Annotated in this window: 17 protein-coding genes; 10 read left to right on the top strand and 7 right to left on the bottom strand. The window is 44.6% G+C overall.

The features are described 5' to 3' along the window. Positions 1-17 precede the first annotated feature (17 nt). Together ATB76_RS02070 and ATB76_RS02065 are read left to right on the top strand one after the other, a co-directional pair. Positions 18-1,670: a phosphoethanolamine--lipid A transferase gene (locus ATB76_RS02070; protein WP_061034502.1), complete on the top strand. Its 1,653-nt coding sequence runs from the start codon at positions 18-20 to the stop codon at positions 1,668-1,670. A gap of 127 nt (positions 1,671-1,797) precedes the next feature. Continuing rightward, a complete protein-coding gene (locus tag ATB76_RS02065; RefSeq protein WP_061034501.1) occupies positions 1,798-2,730 on the top strand; it encodes a Gfo/Idh/MocA family oxidoreductase in 933 nt (310 codons plus the stop codon). Here the strand turns inward: ATB76_RS02065 and ATB76_RS02060 are convergent, their stop codons facing one another. Further along, a complete protein-coding gene (locus ATB76_RS02060) occupies positions 2,731-3,654 on the bottom strand; it encodes a helix-turn-helix domain-containing protein (RefSeq protein WP_061034500.1) in 924 nt (307 codons plus the stop codon). A gap of 120 nt (positions 3,655-3,774) precedes the next feature. On the opposite strand from ATB76_RS02060, the gene ATB76_RS02055 reads away from it, so the two are divergent. From ATB76_RS02055 to ATB76_RS02040, 5 genes are all read left to right on the top strand, one after another. Next, the gene (locus ATB76_RS02055) at positions 3,775-4,293 is read left to right on the top strand and encodes a cysteine hydrolase family protein (RefSeq protein ID WP_038867299.1); all 519 of its coding nucleotides are present in this window, start codon (positions 3,775-3,777) and stop codon (positions 4,291-4,293) included. Between the two features lie 106 nt (positions 4,294-4,399). Then, complete coding sequence (locus ATB76_RS02050) at positions 4,400-5,122, top strand: hypothetical protein (RefSeq protein WP_061034499.1); 723 nt, start codon at positions 4,400-4,402, stop codon at positions 5,120-5,122. A 172-nt stretch (positions 5,123-5,294) separates the two neighbouring features. After that, a complete protein-coding gene (locus tag ATB76_RS28025) occupies positions 5,295-5,447 on the top strand; it encodes a hypothetical protein (RefSeq protein WP_005535284.1) in 153 nt (50 codons plus the stop codon). Positions 5,448-5,459: 12 nt separating this feature from the next. Beyond that, the gene (locus tag ATB76_RS02045; RefSeq protein ID WP_061034498.1) at positions 5,460-6,674 is read left to right on the top strand and encodes an MFS transporter; all 1,215 of its coding nucleotides are present in this window, start codon (positions 5,460-5,462) and stop codon (positions 6,672-6,674) included. Positions 6,675-6,867: 193 nt separating this feature from the next. Then, on the top strand, positions 6,868-7,299 hold the full coding sequence (locus ATB76_RS02040; protein ID WP_009704819.1) for a YccF domain-containing protein: 432 nt from the start codon (positions 6,868-6,870) through the stop codon (positions 7,297-7,299). A 113-nt stretch (positions 7,300-7,412) separates the two neighbouring features. Here the strand turns inward: ATB76_RS02040 and ATB76_RS02035 are convergent, their stop codons facing one another. The 3 genes from ATB76_RS02035 to ATB76_RS02025 all read right to left on the bottom strand — a co-directional run bounded on the left by ATB76_RS02035 (position 7,413) and on the right by ATB76_RS02025 (position 10,228). Then, positions 7,413-8,063, bottom strand: coding sequence for a hypothetical protein (locus ATB76_RS02035; RefSeq protein ID WP_061034497.1), 651 nt, complete (start codon positions 8,061-8,063; stop codon positions 7,413-7,415). An 87-nt stretch (positions 8,064-8,150) separates the two neighbouring features. Beyond that, positions 8,151-9,107, bottom strand: a complete 957-nt coding sequence (locus tag ATB76_RS02030) for a hypothetical protein (RefSeq protein WP_038877717.1) — start codon at positions 9,105-9,107, stop codon at positions 8,151-8,153. 185 nt (positions 9,108-9,292) lie between these two features. Continuing rightward, on the bottom strand, positions 9,293-10,228 hold the full coding sequence (locus ATB76_RS02025; protein ID WP_038877812.1) for a LysR family transcriptional regulator: 936 nt from the start codon (positions 10,226-10,228) through the stop codon (positions 9,293-9,295). Between the two features lie 664 nt (positions 10,229-10,892). Here ATB76_RS02025 and ATB76_RS02020 point away from each other — a divergent pair. Both ATB76_RS02020 and ATB76_RS02015 read left to right on the top strand, forming a co-directional pair. Beyond that, positions 10,893-11,510: an NAD(P)H-dependent oxidoreductase gene (locus ATB76_RS02020; RefSeq protein ID WP_042604930.1), complete on the top strand. Its 618-nt coding sequence runs from the start codon at positions 10,893-10,895 to the stop codon at positions 11,508-11,510. Continuing rightward, a complete protein-coding gene (locus ATB76_RS02015) occupies positions 11,507-13,465 on the top strand; it encodes a monovalent cation:proton antiporter-2 (CPA2) family protein (protein ID WP_061034496.1) in 1,959 nt (652 codons plus the stop codon). Before ATB76_RS02020 ends, ATB76_RS02015 begins: the two co-directional genes overlap by 4 nt. Before the next feature lie 51 nt (positions 13,466-13,516). On the opposite strand, the gene ATB76_RS02010 is transcribed toward ATB76_RS02015, so the two are convergent. Next, on the bottom strand, positions 13,517-13,810 hold the full coding sequence (locus ATB76_RS02010) for a hypothetical protein (RefSeq protein ID WP_042600164.1): 294 nt from the start codon (positions 13,808-13,810) through the stop codon (positions 13,517-13,519). A gap of 152 nt (positions 13,811-13,962) precedes the next feature. Continuing rightward, positions 13,963-14,829, bottom strand: a complete 867-nt coding sequence (locus ATB76_RS02005; RefSeq protein WP_061034495.1) for a LysR family transcriptional regulator — start codon at positions 14,827-14,829, stop codon at positions 13,963-13,965. A 117-nt stretch (positions 14,830-14,946) separates the two neighbouring features. Between ATB76_RS02005 and ATB76_RS02000 the strand changes: the two genes are divergently transcribed. Continuing rightward, a complete protein-coding gene (locus ATB76_RS02000; RefSeq protein WP_061034494.1) occupies positions 14,947-15,318 on the top strand; it encodes a nuclear transport factor 2 family protein in 372 nt (123 codons plus the stop codon). Positions 15,319-15,394: 76 nt separating this feature from the next. On the opposite strand, the gene ATB76_RS01995 is transcribed toward ATB76_RS02000, so the two are convergent. Then, a complete protein-coding gene (locus tag ATB76_RS01995; RefSeq protein WP_038893537.1) occupies positions 15,395-16,531 on the bottom strand; it encodes a permease in 1,137 nt (378 codons plus the stop codon). Between the last annotated feature and the right edge of the window lie 202 nt (positions 16,532-16,733).

Here is a 16,733-nt window from a genome sequence, read left to right as displayed (position 1 = left end):
ACCGAAGAATGTCACTTATGAAGACAATTGAATCCCCAGCTAAAGGTATCTCTTATATTACCTTCACGCTTTTGCTTGCATTGTATTTCGCTCTCGTAGTGAATATTCCTATCTACAAAGAGCTCGTTCATATTTTTTCAGGATTGGACCAAGTTAAAATAGGTTTCATCATAACGATTCCTATCTTCTTCTTTGCTGCGCTGAACTTCTTATTTAACCTGTTCAGTTGGCCCTGGATCGGCAAGCCATTCTTCATTTTCCTGCTTATCACGTCGGGCATGGTGAGTTACGCAAGCTACAACTACGGCACCCTGTTTGACACAGACATGATCACCAATATCGTAGAGACAGACACCAGTGAAGCCAGCTCTTACCTGAGTACCTATTCGGTCATTTGGACTGTCATCATGGGTGTCATCCCCGCTTTACTTGTTTTCAAACTGAAGTTCAAACCACTCAAAGATCAATGGCTTCGCTTTGCGCTAACCAAAATAGTATCTATGCTGGCATCGCTGGTTGTTATCGCAATCATCGCAGGGCTTTATTATCAAGACTATGCGTCGGTTGGTCGCAACAATAGTTACCTAAAAAAAGTCATCATCCCGACTCAATACGTGTACGCGATCTCTAGCTATGTAAAAGAAAACTACTTAACGACGCCAGAGCCCTATCGTGAGATTGGTACGGATGCGAAACAATCCCACCTTGCACTAGAGCAAGCAAAAGAGAAGCCGACGCTGCTTGTCTTTGTATTAGGTGAAACGGCACGAACTCAGAATTATCAAATCAACGGCTATGAACGACAGACCAACCCATACACCAGCAAGTTAGACGTCATCTCGTTCCAAGACGTTTCCTCTTGCGGTACAGCAACAGCGGTTTCCGTTCCTTGTATGTTTTCGCAACTGCCTCGTAGCGACTTCGATCGTGGTACAGCAGATAACCAAGACAATGCTTTGGATATAATGCAACGTGCTGGCATTGATTTGATGTGGAAAGACAATGACGGCGGAGATAAAGGCGTCGCGCATAAGATCAATAAGATGGATGTGGACCGCAGCCAGAAAAATGAACAGTGCAACGGCAGCACTTGCTATGACATCGCATTGCTAAATAACCTAGATGATCAAATCGCAAGCATGAAAGGTAACCGCCTTGTTGCGCTGCATCTCATTGGTAGTCATGGTCCAACGTATTTCCAACGCTATCCAAAAGACAAAGCCTTCTTCCAACCAGACTGCCCTCGTGCAGACATCGAAAACTGTAGTGTTGAACAAATCGTCAATACTTATGACAACACGATCCGCTATACAGACTTCGTCTTGGATCAAACCATTGCGAAACTGAAAACGTTGGAAGATAAATACAACACGGCGATGATCTACGTCTCTGACCACGGCGAGTCTCTGGGCGAAAACGGGTTGTTCTTACATGGCATGCCTTATGGTTTAGCACCGGATTTCCAAAAGCGTGTTCCTATGATGCTTTGGATGTCACCAGGCTTTAAACAAGCAAAACACGTCAACACCGATTGCTTGGCACAAGAAGCGCAGCAAACCGCAACGCACTCACACGATAATGTCTTCCACTCATTGTTGGGCATTATGGATGTGGAAACCAATGCCTACGACGGCGCTCTAGATATCTTTAAGACTTGCAGAACGTCTTAGTCGAAAACAAATACCTAAAAGCCTGACACATTAACGTGAGTCAGGCTTTTTTATAGCATTTCGCTCCCAAAAATCGTTCTTGTTCCAGTTATAATATTGGTCTTGCTAACAAACAAAGTAGAACCAAATGAAAATTGGCATCATTGGCTTGGGCGACATTGCTAAAAAAGCTTACCTTCCTGTTATCACTCAGCTTCCAAATGTTGAGTTGGTATTTTGTACCCGCAATGCAAACGCACTCAACGCGCTCGCTCAACAGTATCGAATCGCAGAAACCTGCCAGGACTACCAACAGTTGGTTGGCATGGGTGTGGATGCAGTAATGATTCATGCAGCGACGAGCATTCACCCTCAAATCGCATCTTTCTTTTTAGAACAAGGCATTCCGACATTTGTTGACAAACCTTTGGCAGACAGCGCTGCTGAGGTGGAAAAGCTATACGAACTAGCAGAACGCGTGAATCAGCCTCTGTATGTTGGTTTCAATCGCCGTCATATTCCGCTCTACAATCAACATATGCCGAGCGTCCAGGAAGGCGAACTTTCAGGTTTGAAATCTCTGCGTTGGGAGAAGAACCGTCATCAGCTACCCGGAGATATCCGTACCTTCATTTTTGATGATTTTATCCACCCTCTTGATAGCGTGAACATCACGGCCAGAGCAGATCTGAAAGACGCTTACATTACACATCAAATGGATGGTGACCAACTGGCTCGTTTAGATATCCAATGGCAGCATGGTGAGACACAACTTCACGCATCCATGAACCGCCATTTTGGAATCACCACTGAACGTGTGCAAGCGTGCTATTCAAACAAAGCAATGGAGTTTGATTCGTTTGTTGAAGGGAAACTGTGGCAAGACAATCAAGAGCAGAAGTTGAGCTTAAAAGACTGGACGCCAATGCTGACCAGTAAAGGCTTCCACTCTATGCTGTTGGACTGGTTTGAAGTCATCCAGTCAGGCAAAATAGCTTCTGAAATCGTAGCGCGCAATATCGCTAGCCACAAACTTGCCGAAGCGATTTGTCAGCACATTGAACAGTCGGTGCGTCGATAATTAAGCACTAAAACGAGCGCGGAACGCTTTGGGAGCCAATCCCATGGTTTTAATGAACACTTTGCGAAACGCGCTCGCGTCTTGATACCCAACTTGATAAGCGATGACTTCAAAGGCTAAGTTACTCGACTCTAATAAATCACACGCCTTTTGCACACGAAGATGCTGTAGATACTGATTCAAATTCAAACCTGTCGCTTTTTGAAAACGTCTCTGAAGCGTACGCTCCGTTAAACAACTGATCTCCGATAGAGCTTGGTTTGAAATCACATGTGAGAAATGATCAGCCATGTAGTGCTGGGCACTAAGAACGGCACTATCACGATGTTGAAAGTTAGGCGTGAATTGCTGATAAAAACGTTGCTCTCTGGCACCAGTATCGACCACCAACATCTTTCCCAACAAACGCATCACTGCAGGTGTACTTAGCTGAGAAACCAGTTCCAACCCCAAATCAAGCCAAGACATCATGCCACCAGCGGTAATGATACTGCCCTCGTTGATAAGGATAGATTCAGGCTTAAGCGTCACGTTAGGAAACCTATCTCGGAATAACCCTGCCAGCCCCCAGTGTGTTGTGCACGCTTTGTTATTCAACAAATCAGCGTGAGCGAGAACAAACGCACCTGCACATGCAGAGGCAACAACCGCACCAGCTTTGTGCTGCTCAAACAACCAAGACGTTAACGCCTCACTTGGTGAAAGGTAATATTGCTCCGCACCGCTTGGCGGCAGTATGACGACCGTGAAATCATCGGCTCGAATAACGCCTTCTTTCCAATCGATGATGTCCGCATGAAAGCGGCATTCAACATCCAGCTCAATCGAAGCGCGGTTTGCCATCTCAAACAACTCCTGCAAACCATAGACTGACGCTTTTGAAGCCCCCGGATAGTTCACAATAGCAATGTTTATCTTGTTCATTCCAATTGTCGTTTTTGACCTATTTTTTGTCATTTTAGACACTAAGCAAGACAAAAGAAAGCACGCATAATAGCTCCCATACCAAAGCAGCACATCCACTGAAAACAAAAGGAAAACACCATGAGCCAAGCAGCACTTCTTGTTATCGATCTACAAAACGACTACTTCCCTAACGGTAAGTTTCCTCTATGGAATACAGAAGCAACACTAAACAACATCAAGAGCGCCATTGCTAAAGCGAATGAGAAAAATATTCCTGTCATTCATATTCAGCACATCGCCGACCCAGCAATGGGTATTGCGCCTTTCTTTAATGAAGGTTCTGAAGGCGCAGACATTCACCCTGAGATTTTAGCGCTAGCGCCAAAGGCCGATGTGGTCATCAAACACTTTGCGGACGGCTTTGAACAAACAAACCTTGAAGAAGTACTCCAAAAACACGGGGTAACAGAGCTATTAGTAACTGGCATGATGACGCAAAACTGTGTCACTCATACTGCGATTTCTAAAGCGGCAGAAAAATACGAGGTATCAATTCTTATGGACTGCTGTACAACGGTCGATGAAATGATCCACAACATCGCACTGCACGCTGTATCAACTCGCGTCCCACTAGTAACGGCAGAACAAAAACTGTAAGCCAGCGAGCATCCACTATACTGTCTTAATTAGAATGACCCGATGCGCCACGCGTCGGATTCTGTTGGTTGGCACTGACTCTCATTAACTCTATAGGGACAGCACAATGAAGTGGATGTCAGTTTTATCAATTATCACCTTATCGAGCGCACTCTCCGGCTGTGGAGGGAGCGACTCCTCAGATCCAGAGATTGCGGTAAGAGCGCTCAACTTTCAGACCGTTAACTTCGTCAACCAAAACCCGAGCGGTGTTTCAGATATCGGTGTTCAAGCCAATTATGGCAGCCTGCAAGAAGATATTTATTCCAATCTGCCACTTTATGGCGCGACAGAAACAGGCTTGCTGTTGATTCAAGAAAACGCCAGTACTTTTGATATCACGTTTGATTTGATTGAAACCAATAGCCAGCAAACCTTAGTCAGTGAGACACGTTCAATTGTTGTCTCTAATCCTCAAGTAATCTTTGCTTTTGGTGACGCTAACACAGGATTTTATGACCTCGTCTTCCAAGACAAGCCCGACACGAGCAGTACAACCAATACTCAAGTCTCCGTATTCGTTATGGATGCTAGCCAACTCCAAGGCGGTATCAACAGTGATGTTTGGGTGGATGGGTCCCAACGGATCTTTAATCTGAGCAAAAGAACCCTGTCGAGCCAGATCATTGTGGGTGCGAATACCGCAAATGTTCCGATTGAAATCAGAGAAACAGGCACTACAACGGTGATAGACACGTGCAATGTTTCTACCGAAACCAGAGCCATCATGGTGATATTTGATCCATTGGGAAACTGTCGAGTGCTGTCTGTTTTAGACCCTGTTTTTTAAGCCAATTGTTGGTATTTTGGACACTCAATAAGGTATGCATAAAACGCATACCTCACTTCACTTTTTATCATTTGTGTCATCACAGACTTATCTCTACACTTCGCGCTCTTTTTTCTACTTGAGCGCACAATGCATGCTTTTTTCTCAAACCATTTTCGCTCAGGTGCTGAGAATGTCCGTCATGTTGGGCCTGTCATTAATCATCGTCCATAACTCACCTAAGTTATTGGAAATATTGGCAGAGCAAGCCATCAACAGCGGTTGTCATCAAACCACTGGCGACGGCGAACACCAGGATCACTCTCATCACCACCATCACCATTAATAAGAGCAAATTATGAGTATTTTCCGATTTCCAATTCTTGTTTGGCTTGGAATAGGGATTTTGATTATCTGTCTAGGGATCAGACAATCGTTCGGCATTTTCATGATGCCAATTTCAGACCACTTCCAAACGGGCCGCGAGTTCTTTAGCTTTGCTATTGCCTTGCAAAACCTGTTGTTTGGTGTGTTCCAACCATTCGTTGGTATGGCGTCAGACCGTTGGGGCGCAAAGCGTATAATCATTTTAGGTGCCATTTCTTACGCTTTAGGTCTTTACCTAACTTCCATCGCGATTGAGCCAACCATGATGTATTTGTCGCTGGGTGTGCTAGTTGGCTTCGGCTTAAGCGCGACCAGTTATGTGATCGTGCTAGGCGCAGTGGCGAAAGTTGTCCCTGCCCAACACGCTGCAAAAGCATTTGGTTTAACAACAGCAGCAGGCTCATTCGGCATGTTTGCGATGATCCCCGGTGCACAAGCGTTATTAAGTGACTTTGGTTGGCAAGGTGCGCTTCAGGTGTTTGCCGTGTTGTGTAGCTTTATGGTGATGTTTGCGTTGTTCATGAGAACAGCAAAACCACAAGCCAACAACGCAGCAAATGCTCAAGAAGATACGCAAACTCTGAAAGAAGCGTTAAAAGAAGCTTTCGCACACAAAGGTTACTGGTTGATCCACGCCGGTTTCTTCGTGTGTGGCTTCCATGTCATGTTTATCGCCACTCATTTACCAAGTTACTTGGCAGATAAAGATTTACCGGCTTCGACAGCAGCGATGGCACTGGCGTATGTTGGCATCTTCAACATCTTTGGCTCTTACTTCTGGGGTGTGATGGCTGATCGCTTTAACAAGCGTCACGTTATGTCTGCCCTGTACTTGATGCGCACGGTGGTGATTGGTGCTTTTGTGACTTTTCCTGTCACCGAACACACTGCAGCCATCTTTGGTGGTGCTATCGGCTTCTGTTGGTTAGGCACGGTGCCACTGACTTCAGGCTTAGTACGCCAGATTTTTGGTGCTCGTTACCTTTCAACCTTGTACGGCTTAGTATTCTTCACTCACCAAGTAGGCAGCTTCTTGGGGGCTTGGGTTGGTGGTCGCATTTACGATTACTACGGCTCTTACGATCCAATCTGGTGGTCAACGGTTGTGTTGGCATTTATCGCGGCTCTTATTCACCTGCCGATCAATGACAAACCGTTACCACGTTTGAACTTGGCAACCGCGTAATCTAAGAAGGCTCTTAACGTTGTCGTTGGGAGCCTTTTCTCTTTTCTCCCTGCAACAAGCTTTCTGTATTTCCTCAATCGAATAGGCATTCTCATCAATGATTGCTTATTTAAGATAAAGTGCGTCCATTCATCCTCTGTTAAGATTCGTGTGACATACTTAACACAACGCTATAAATCAAAAAGGGTTTTAAATGAGAACACTCGGCAACATCATCTGGTTTGTATTCGGTGGCGTATTCATGGGTTTGCTATGGTGGTTCTTCGGACTACTGGCTTTCATCAGCATCATCGGCATTCCATGGGGACGCGCTTGTTTCGTGATGGGTAACTTCTCGTTCTTCCCATTCGGCAAAGAAGCGGTTTCACGAGATGAACTGACCAATGAAATGGACATCGGTACTAGCCCGCTTGGCGTGATTGGTAACGTGATTTGGTTTGTATTTGCAGGTATTTGGTTGGCAATCGGTCATATACTTTCTGCCGTAGCATGCTTCGTAACCATCATTGGTATTCCGTTCGCACTTCAACACCTGAAACTGGCGGTTATCTCTCTGGCTCCGATTGGTAAAACAGTCGTGACAACAGAAGAAGCGGCAATGGCTCGCTACAACATCAACCGTTAATTTTGTCGCCCTCTGAGCATCCTGCTTAGAGGGTTATTCCTGTCAAAAGTAAGCCCATAATCGCCACTGCATACTCAAGAATAATTGATTGAAAGTTCATACTCCCACCTTAGTTAAAAGTTAAAATTAATACCTAGTTCTACGCTGTTCTCTTCACTTATCTTGGTCGAGCCCGGCGAAACTCGATGCTCACCAAATGTGTACTTCACATAAGGCTCTACCCATTTTGGTTTTAAAGTAATACGTACTTCGTGATTGGTTCGATGACCGCCTTCTGTGAGTTTTTTATCGTAGTTATACGAATAACCAAGCCGGATAAAATCAATCGGTGTATAGCTTGCACCAACGGTGTTTTTCCACTCTCTTTCTGTCTTTTCCAATAATGGGAATGACTTACCGATTGAGCTGGTTCTCCACTCATGAGAGCTGTTGGCGAAAACCATCCAATCATCCCCTAATGCGGTTCCGGTAAATACTCCCGCATCATACACATCGAACAGATCTGCACGGCCATAGCTCACAAATGCTTCTGTATAGAACTGTCCGAGCATCACGCCATATCCCGTCCCCAATTCTAAATACCCCGTAGAATCCACTTCAGCAGAAATGTTCCATTCTTCCGTTGCTTGTAAGTACCCTGAAGCAGTCACAATCCATTCATCATCTGTATTGGACACGTCTAAACCAAACTCTGGCATTTTGTAGTCAGCAGAAAAACACGGCACGGCAAAGAGCGCGCAAAGCAGCGTCAGAGATTTATTCATTGGAATACCTATCAGAAAGATTCGAAAAGAAAAAAGGAGCCACTTAAATCAAGCGGCTCCTTGCTACTTACCCTTATGCGATTTGGTTTACGAGCGCTCAACGCGGTCGCGAATCGCTCTTTTTATTTCCTGACGTTGCTCTTGTGATAGGGATTGAACCTTTTGTTTCAGCTCTGCACGCTGTTCTTTAGTTAATTGGTTTGTAGGCAAATTAGTGACATCTTCGATTGGGTGACTAATTTCTGGTTCGATTGGGTTAATTGGCGACGGCAGTTCAATCGGATGCATTGGAACCCCTTCAATTGGGTGGCTAATATCTGGACGGTTCGTGACTCCGGCAAATAAACGACCATCCTCGTTGCGGAATACCACCTCTGTGCCATCTTCTAAGCGCACGATGTAGTTATCCCCTTCTTTTGATGTATGACCTACAATGTCACCGTCTTCATTTCTAATCTCGCTATCATTAACGGTGTAAAAAGCACCTGAATCACCAACAACAATGTTTACAGTGTCTGTTTCATCTTTACTGATGAATACATGATTCCCATTATCACCAACGATTACTGCCGCACCTTCAAGTTCAATGATGTCACCATATGTCGGAACAACACCGCCTCCAAAGTCAGGATCTACATCTTCTTCAATAGGATGTTCAATCTTAGGTTTTACTTCTTCCACCACCAATCGACCATCTTCTACACTCAAGTGCACGAAACCCTTGTCATTCACAAACACCAACTCGTTATTGCGAACTTCGATATTACCAACCACATTACCTGAAGCATCTTTCACGACATCACCGTCGGTGAAGTACAGTTCACCACCGACATTAAATACGGTGTTACCTTCTACACCACGGATTGCGACTGTGTTGTACTCACCATTGTCGCCTTGAATTGCCATTCCATCGAAATGTTCACCTTCGAAGGTTTGTACCGATGCCACACCTGCTGGCTCACTAGGGGAGTCCGAAGAACTTGATGATGAACAACCAGCTAGAAAAGATGCTGCGATAACTGCACTCAGTAATTTAACTTTCATGATTTACTCTCTTAATTTGTCGAAATTCAGGGCTGCCTCTTGCAGGTTCTGTGGACTCCCTGCCCGATGAAGAGAAGTATATTGAACAGTGTTTTTTGGTACTAATTGCTTAAAAGAAACCCGCACTTAACGGCGGGTTATTAATAAACAGAGGTATAAGGCGTGATAACTGAGGGTTATTATTGTTACGACTCTCGCTCTAGGTGTCCGGTAATAATCTCCGTTACAATATTGCGCAACCAGTGCACCATCTCATTATGTCGATTCTTGTGGTGGTAGTAAGCCAGCAGAGACGGTTCGATCACCATACCATCGAGCTCAATATCAAGCCTACGGAGCTTATACAACTTATCGACATTCACGGTTTTAGACGCCGGAAACACCATATCTGAATTTGCGACCACATCAATAATTGCTGACGGGAGTTCCGAGCGAAACGCAATGTTTGGCTCTACCCCTTTGATCTTCATTATTTTTTCTGAAAATGAGATATTAGAGTTCCAGTCAGCGGCAATCACGGTCGCAAACTCAAGATGCTGGCAATCTGACACTCGTAGGCGATCACCTTGCAAGGGGTGGTCTTTTCGAACATAAGCACAAAACGCATCTTTTACGATTTCTTTCGTCAAGAGCTCTTTGGGAGCGTGGTTGATTTCGTAGTTCACACCAAGCAGAACTTCATCCTTAATAATTTCATCCATGGTAGAGCGCGACCAGTTCAGTAAATGAATTTGCACATTGGGTGCCGCCTGTCTGATTGCTTGAAAAATTTCGCTTGCATAGGAACTAAGGATAAAAGGGGCTAACGCAATCTTGACCGTCCCGTTCATCTCTAATGGGTTAAAGTCCTTTGAACCATTTAACGTCATCGATATCTCATCAAGTAACGGCGCTAAGCTTTCCGCTAAATCATTCGCGTACTCGGTAGCTCGCAAGCCATGATGGGTTTTCACGAACAGCTCATCTTCGAAATGGTCTCTTAAGCGCTGCAGTGCTTTACTTACAGCCGGCTGCGAGACAAACAAACGCTCAGCGGCTCTACGCATATTGCGTTCTTGATGGAGGATAATAAACGTCCTCAACAAATTGAGGTCGAGATTAGAGAAAAGATCTTTGGCCATATTCCACATCGATAATAACTTGAGGTTATTATTCAGCATAAGAACAGATTTGTGCACTTTCCAATCTCAACCTATGAATTATTTGCACTCTCTACGCCTCTATGACGAAAAAATAACAAAGATTGAGATCTAGTTGGCGTTTATAAAATTCGAAATACGCCGTTCCGATGAACACCCTGCTCTCAGTAAACGTTAATCTGCGGCATTCTTCGCTTATCACATTCGTCAAATTTATCATTTTACATGGCTTTGAAATAAGTCGTTTTGCTCATCCCTGTATCAACTCGGATGCAGATTTCTAGATAACTTCTTTGATGCAGGTGTGAGGATATCAAGTGTTCGCTTTTATGCGTTGATTCTCAAAAAATAGAGTAAAAAACCTAGTACATTAAACGAGATAACCCACACCAAATTTGTAGATTGAGAACTTCTGTTAAGTGCATCCATCTTTCTCTAATAAAGGAGCTGCTCAAGCGTTTATTAAGGAAGATAAAAAGCAGTGAACTTTGAAGATTTTTTATATCTCATTGAAAGTGATTTTAGCTTTTCAATGTTCAATCAGTAATGTAGATAGGTTAAGGTTTATGGGTTACAGTTTGATACAGCAACCAAAAGTCTTTCATTCTTATACCAAAAATGGTTTAGACGCATAGCAAGGATTCCTATGATAAATAAAAAAGTATTGATTCTCTTTGCGCATCCTTCCCAGCATCGCTCAGAGGTGAATACTCCCCTTTTTAAAGCAGCTAATACAATTGAAGGTGTCACTTGTGTCGATCTCTATGCCGAGTACCCGCACTTCAATATCAATATTGACCGAGAACAACAGCGTTTACGCGACCACGATGTGGTGATTTTTCAATTTCCGCTGTACTGGTATTCCACGCCAGCCATTTTAAAAGAGTGGCAAGATCTGGTTTTAGAATACGGCTTTGCTTATGGTTCGGAAGGGACAGAGCTTCATGGCAAAACCATGCTTTGTGTCTTATCCGCAGGTGGTAAAGAAGAGGCCTATAAAGCCGAAGGCTACAACCACTTCACCATCCGTGAGCTATTAGCTCCTATCGAGCAAATGTCGGCTCTGACTGGGATGAACTACATTGCTCCACTTGCATTGTTTGGTTCCCGTACCGCTCAAGAAGAAGACAGAATTCCGAAACATGTAGAGCGTTACCAAACGCTGCTTAACGCATTGGTTAAAGATACGCTTGATATCAAAGCGGCGGCATCGCTCATCAAGTTAAATAGTGCATTACCACAACTGATTAAGGAAGCATCATGACAGGGATATTCTTACAAGCCTTTGTTTACCTTATTGCTGCTGTCGTCGCCGTTCCTTTAGCAAAACGTCTAGGCTTAGGCTCGGTATTAGGTTACTTGATTGCGGGTGTGGTCATTGGTCCTATTATCGGCCTCGTAGGTGAAGAAACCACAACAATTCAACACTTTGCTGAGTTTGGTGTGGTCATGATGCTGTTCCTCGTTGGTTTGGAACTTGAACCTAAAATGCTGTGGGCAATGCGCAATCGCTTAATGGGCTTAGGTGGCCTACAAGTTGGTGGTACTGCCGCATTGATCATGGCAATTGCCCTGTACTTTGGCCAATCGTGGACCATAGCATTAGCGATCGGTTTGATCTTCGCGCTTTCTTCCACCGCGATTGTTCTGCAAACCTTTAGCGAGAAAGGACTGACCAAAACAGAAGGTGGCCAGAACGCGTTCTCGGTGCTGCTTTTCCAAGATATCGCCGTGATTCCAATGCTGGCGTTTATTCCGCTATTGGCACTGCCAGAGTTGGTAGAACAAGCGCAATCGGCAGCGCAAGCAGCTGCAGAACATCATGAAGAACTTAGCTTAGTGGCTGGACTTCCTGGCTGGGCTTACGGTCTAGTGATTACGGCTTCTGTTGCTATCGTCGTTGTTGGCGGACATTTCCTAAGTCGTCCACTGTTCCGCTACGTAGCAAGCTCTGGCCTACGTGAAATCTTTACTGCAACAGCATTAATGCTGGTGATCGGCATTGCGGCATTAATGAGCCTAGTGGGTCTGTCTCCGGCTCTGGGTACGTTCTTAGCGGGTGTGGTTCTGGCGAACAGTGAGTTCCGCCATGAGCTGGAATCAAATATTGAGCCGTTTAAAGGCTTGCTGCTTGGCCTGTTCTTTATCACGGTAGGTGCTGGCATCGACTTCTCAGTGCTGTTCAGCGACTTTGGTTTGATCATCGGTCTAACGCTTGGCGTGATGATTCTGAAAGCAGCGATTCTATTCGCACTTGCGTTTATCTTCCGTATCAAAGGCAGTAACCGTTGGTTGTTTACTTTGAGCTTGGCGCAAGCGGGTGAATTCGGCTTTGTGCTATTAAGCTTCTCGGTACAAAACCACGTAATCCCATTCGAGCTTTCACAAACACTGGCATTGGTTGTTGCGATCTCTATGTTCCTAACGCCTGGTCTATTCATTCTATTTGATAAAGTGATTCTTCCTCGCTTTGAAAGTGAATCGAATGAGCGCGAAAGTGACACCATTGAAGAACAAGGTACCGTCATCATTGCAGGTATCGGCCGCTTTGGTCAGATCGTAAACCGCTTGTTGGTATCTAATGGCGTGGAAACGGTTGTACTCGACCACCAAGCAAGCCAAGTCGACAACATGCGACAAATAGGTACTCGTGCCTACTTCGGGGACGCTATGCGCCCGGATATGCTACATACCGCTGGCATTGAGCACGCTGCCGCGATTGTCGTAGCCATCGACAATCAAGAAGCGAGTGTTGAACTGGTCAAATACGTCAAGCACACGTATCCGAAGGTGAAAATCATTGCGCGCGCCTTTGACCGTGGACACAGTTACTTACTTCGTCAAGCAGGCGCAGATATTATTGAATCTGAAACCTATCATTCAGCTTTGGAGATGGGCGGTCATGTTATGAAATCACTGGGCATTCACCCGTTCTATGTAGAGCAACAGAAAGCAACCTATAAACGCGTGGAAGACCGAAAGTCTGACATGTTATACGAAGCATGGGCAGACGATTCTGAAGGAGAGCGTTACGATAACAACTTCCGTCAACTGTTTATCCATCTTGAAGAAAAGATGGCTGAAGAGATGCAAAAAGATCGTCACGATAAGCTCTCCCGTTCAGAACGTGGATGGACACCGCCACCAAAAGGGTATGCGGATGACTTCAACGAAGAAAACGTCCAAGAGCTGCATCCACCAAAAGAAGACGCTCAATAAACACGAAAACCTCCCACTGGGAGGTTTTTTATTGCCGGTGAAAAAGCAGAGCTACATGAGATCACTCATCAATGTCTCATACTCTTCGTTCGCCTCATCCACTAAATGCGACAGTTCTAATGCGTCGGTTTTCGCTAGGTTGAACTGCCACGGAACGGTGTCTTCTTTCCCGCAAATACGCGTTTGAGTGCCACTACTTTCAAAAGAAAGATCATCAAACTCGGTGGTGTGGTGTTCATGAAGCTCGATAATTTCAACTTCCAATTTACCGACGGGATTGACTTCAACATGGGCGTGTAAATCTGGGCTATTCGATAAACAATACTCTCGATGAACTGCAATCATGGCTGCCTCCTTGGTCTGCCAACTGACAACTCATCAAACAGTGTAGACGAGGCATTTTGAACGTGGGGTGAAATAATAATGAAGATTGATCCTGAATAAAAATTCATCAATTCTAATTCCAAACCAACTCTGAATGTTCGACCCGATAACCGTCAGTTTTTACATAAAATTACCTCTTCAATGCGCGATTCAATCGCCTTTATTGCTAATGTCACTGCCATCGGCACATGAGCTTGGTAGGGATGCAATACATAAATTGGGTTCACCTTTGACGCTTTCGCACCGGGAACTGGTTCAAGAAACGAGTTCGACTCCAACATAAAATCAGGCAAGAGCCCAACGCCTAACCCCATTTCTAAAAGACTGGCCACATCAAAGACGGTATTCGCTCGGTGCTTCACTGGATATTTAATTTGATGTTCCAGCTCCTTGGAGGCAAACACATGGACCACAGGTTCAAGCTGCCAATGTTGAGCAATATAAGGCGCACTTTCAAAATCAGTATGCGCACCTTTCGCACGACACAAAACGTCACAAAACTGCCCTACTTTGCGCTGCTTAACGTTTGAATCACCAGAAGCCCCTACTCGTAGGGCAAGATCGATATCCTGTTGAACGATATCTACATGCTTATCATCACTGATCAAATTCAACTGCACATCAGAGTAATCAGCAAAAGCACTCGTTAAAGCTGGCAACACTATCGAGCGCATTAGTGCATGTGGCGCTGTGACGGTAAGCCTTCCCGTTGGCACTTGCTTTAACTCTGTGGCTTCTAACCACGCGGCCTCTGCTTGTTTTGTCATTTGGACGCACTGCTCGTAAAAGCGCTCGCCCGTCGAGGTCAGAGTTTGCTTTCTGGTCGTACGTTTGAGTAAGCAAGTATCTAGCTCTTGCTCTAGTTGCTTCAAAGCAGAGCTCAACACTGACTTAGAAAGCTCTAATTTATCGGCAGCTTTGGAGATTGAACCACACTCGACAATATGAACGAACAGAGACATTAAACGCAGCTTATTCATCGCCCTTCCTTATTGTTCTTTTTTACAGAACATTCAATTCTTATTACTTTGTTTTTCTATCTCAATTCTAACCCTATGATTACTCCATAAACAAACACCAATCACAGGATATTCAGGATGACTCAATCAGTTTTAGAACGCGCTCAAGCAGGCATCTCAGCATGGCAAATCGCTTTCAACAATCAAGACGCTGGGGGCTGTGCAGCACAATACGCCGAAGACTGCATTATGGTAGCTAAGCCATTTGGCACTTTTGAAGGGCGCGAAGCAATCCAAGCATTCTGGCAAAACATCATGGACCAAGGTTTTAACAGCGTGGACTACACCAACACTAAGTGGGAACAAGACAGCGAAAATGGCTACATTCTTTCTTCAGATTGGACGATGAACAAGGCGTTTGGTGTCGTACACAAAGAGTTATGGGAAATTCAAGAAGATGGTTTGTCTCGCCTAACGTACGATGAGTTTGAAGTGCTTGGTGAACGATAAGCTTTAAGTCTTTCAGAATAAAAAAATCCCCAAGCCGAAACTTGGGGATTTTTGTTTTTCAGTTTACTTAATTACATTAAGCAAAGATGAAGGTGTATAGGTAACCTGCGCCCATTGCCATCGTTAAGATAACGAATAGGAAGGCTGCAATCATTTGGTTCTTAAAGATTGATTTCAACAAAATCACTTCTGTAAGACTTGCGCCTGCGCTACCAATGATAAGTGCCATTACTGAACCCAGAGCCATACCTTTTTGTACTAGTGCCGCACTTAGTGGAATAACTGCCTCTGCACGGATGTACAGTGGAATACCAATAATTGCTGCTACTGGAATCGCGTACCACTTCGCTTCACCTGCGTACTCCGCGATAAGATCCGTTGGGATGAAACCGTAGATAAATGAACCAATCGCAATACCCATCATTAGGTAAGGGAATACTTGTTTAAAGTCTTTCCAAGTTGAATGCCAAATACGTACCCAGCGGCTAGGCTCTTTTTCTTCCACGATGGTCGCTGTTGCACTACCGTCTGATGAGCAGCAAGACACTTCCACTTTAGGCTCTGCTTTTGGCGCGCTATCACCACAACAAGATGTTTTCGCTACCACAGGCGCTGGCTCACTGCAGCATGATGTTTTTGCTGCAACTGGTGCAGGTTCACCACAAGCGCTGGTACCACAGCTTGATGCAGGTTTCGCTTGTTCTTTTTTCTTGCTTGAATCACCGCAAGATGTACCACATGAAGAGGTGCCTGCTGCTTCGTACGCTTCTGGTTTTACGTAACGTTCAAAGCCCAGCTTTTCAAGAACATAGCCTGCAACCACAGACACCGTCATCGCGATAGCAAAGTAGAATACCGCTACCTTCCAACCAAAGGTCACTACAAACAAACCAATGATTACAGGGTTAAGCAGTGGACTTGCAAATAGGAACACCATCATAGGTCCGAAACCTGCTCTTGCACGCAATAGACCTTTCAAGAAAGGAATGGTCGAACACGAACAGAAAGGCGTAATCGAACCTAATAGCGCAGCAATGAAGTAACCTTTACCCTTTTTCGAGCTCAGGATAGATTGGATTTTTTCTGGCGTTAGAAAATCTTGCAACACACCCACGATGTAGCTAATCGCTAGGAATAGGATGATAAGTTCGGTTGCTAGAAACGCAAACATATCAAGCGCTTCCTTAGCCATGGTCATGATTTCTGGATTCATATTGATTCTCCTACTGATGTCACATCAGTAACTGTAAATTTCCTAATGAAGCTGAACTCTTCATTTCTATTTTTCTCGAATTATAGAATTAAAAATCGACGCGTCAACCATTATATTTCGATAAATATCGAAATATAATTTAAAGTCTTAATAATCAATTGATTAACTAGGTGATTTTTCTTGTTTGCTATTCACCCACACT

Source organism: Vibrio sp. MOR3, assembly GCF_001557775.1.
Classification (GTDB): Bacteria; Pseudomonadota; Gammaproteobacteria; order Enterobacterales; family Vibrionaceae; genus Vibrio; species Vibrio jasicida.
Note: the sequence above shows the minus strand (reverse complement) of the source record. Positions and strands in the feature narration are given on the sequence as shown.

Coding starts and splice junctions, on each gene's coding strand:
- ATB76_RS02055 (WP_038867299.1), top strand. CDS start 3,775: ATGAGCCAAGCAGCACTTCTTGTTATCGATCTACAAAACGACTACTTC.
- ATB76_RS02010 (WP_042600164.1), bottom strand. CDS start 13,810: ATGATTGCAGTTCATCGAGAGTATTGTTTATCGAATAGCCCAGATTTA.
- ATB76_RS02040 (WP_009704819.1), top strand. CDS start 6,868: ATGAGAACACTCGGCAACATCATCTGGTTTGTATTCGGTGGCGTATTC.
- ATB76_RS02035 (WP_061034497.1), bottom strand. CDS start 8,063: ATGAATAAATCTCTGACGCTGCTTTGCGCGCTCTTTGCCGTGCCGTGT.
- ATB76_RS02030 (WP_038877717.1), bottom strand. CDS start 9,107: ATGAAAGTTAAATTACTGAGTGCAGTTATCGCAGCATCTTTTCTAGCT.
- ATB76_RS01995 (WP_038893537.1), bottom strand. CDS start 16,531: ATGAATCCAGAAATCATGACCATGGCTAAGGAAGCGCTTGATATGTTT.
- ATB76_RS02060 (WP_061034500.1), bottom strand. CDS start 3,654: ATGAACAAGATAAACATTGCTATTGTGAACTATCCGGGGGCTTCAAAA.
- ATB76_RS02025 (WP_038877812.1), bottom strand. CDS start 10,228: ATGGCCAAAGATCTTTTCTCTAATCTCGACCTCAATTTGTTGAGGACG.
- ATB76_RS28025 (WP_005535284.1), top strand. CDS start 5,295: ATGTCCGTCATGTTGGGCCTGTCATTAATCATCGTCCATAACTCACCT.
- ATB76_RS02050 (WP_061034499.1), top strand. CDS start 4,400: ATGAAGTGGATGTCAGTTTTATCAATTATCACCTTATCGAGCGCACTC.
- ATB76_RS02015 (WP_061034496.1), top strand. CDS start 11,507: ATGACAGGGATATTCTTACAAGCCTTTGTTTACCTTATTGCTGCTGTC.
- ATB76_RS02070 (WP_061034502.1), top strand. CDS start 18: ATGAAGACAATTGAATCCCCAGCTAAAGGTATCTCTTATATTACCTTC.
- ATB76_RS02045 (WP_061034498.1), top strand. CDS start 5,460: ATGAGTATTTTCCGATTTCCAATTCTTGTTTGGCTTGGAATAGGGATT.
- ATB76_RS02000 (WP_061034494.1), top strand. CDS start 14,947: ATGACTCAATCAGTTTTAGAACGCGCTCAAGCAGGCATCTCAGCATGG.
- ATB76_RS02020 (WP_042604930.1), top strand. CDS start 10,893: ATGATAAATAAAAAAGTATTGATTCTCTTTGCGCATCCTTCCCAGCAT.
- ATB76_RS02005 (WP_061034495.1), bottom strand. CDS start 14,829: ATGAATAAGCTGCGTTTAATGTCTCTGTTCGTTCATATTGTCGAGTGT.
- ATB76_RS02065 (WP_061034501.1), top strand. CDS start 1,798: ATGAAAATTGGCATCATTGGCTTGGGCGACATTGCTAAAAAAGCTTAC.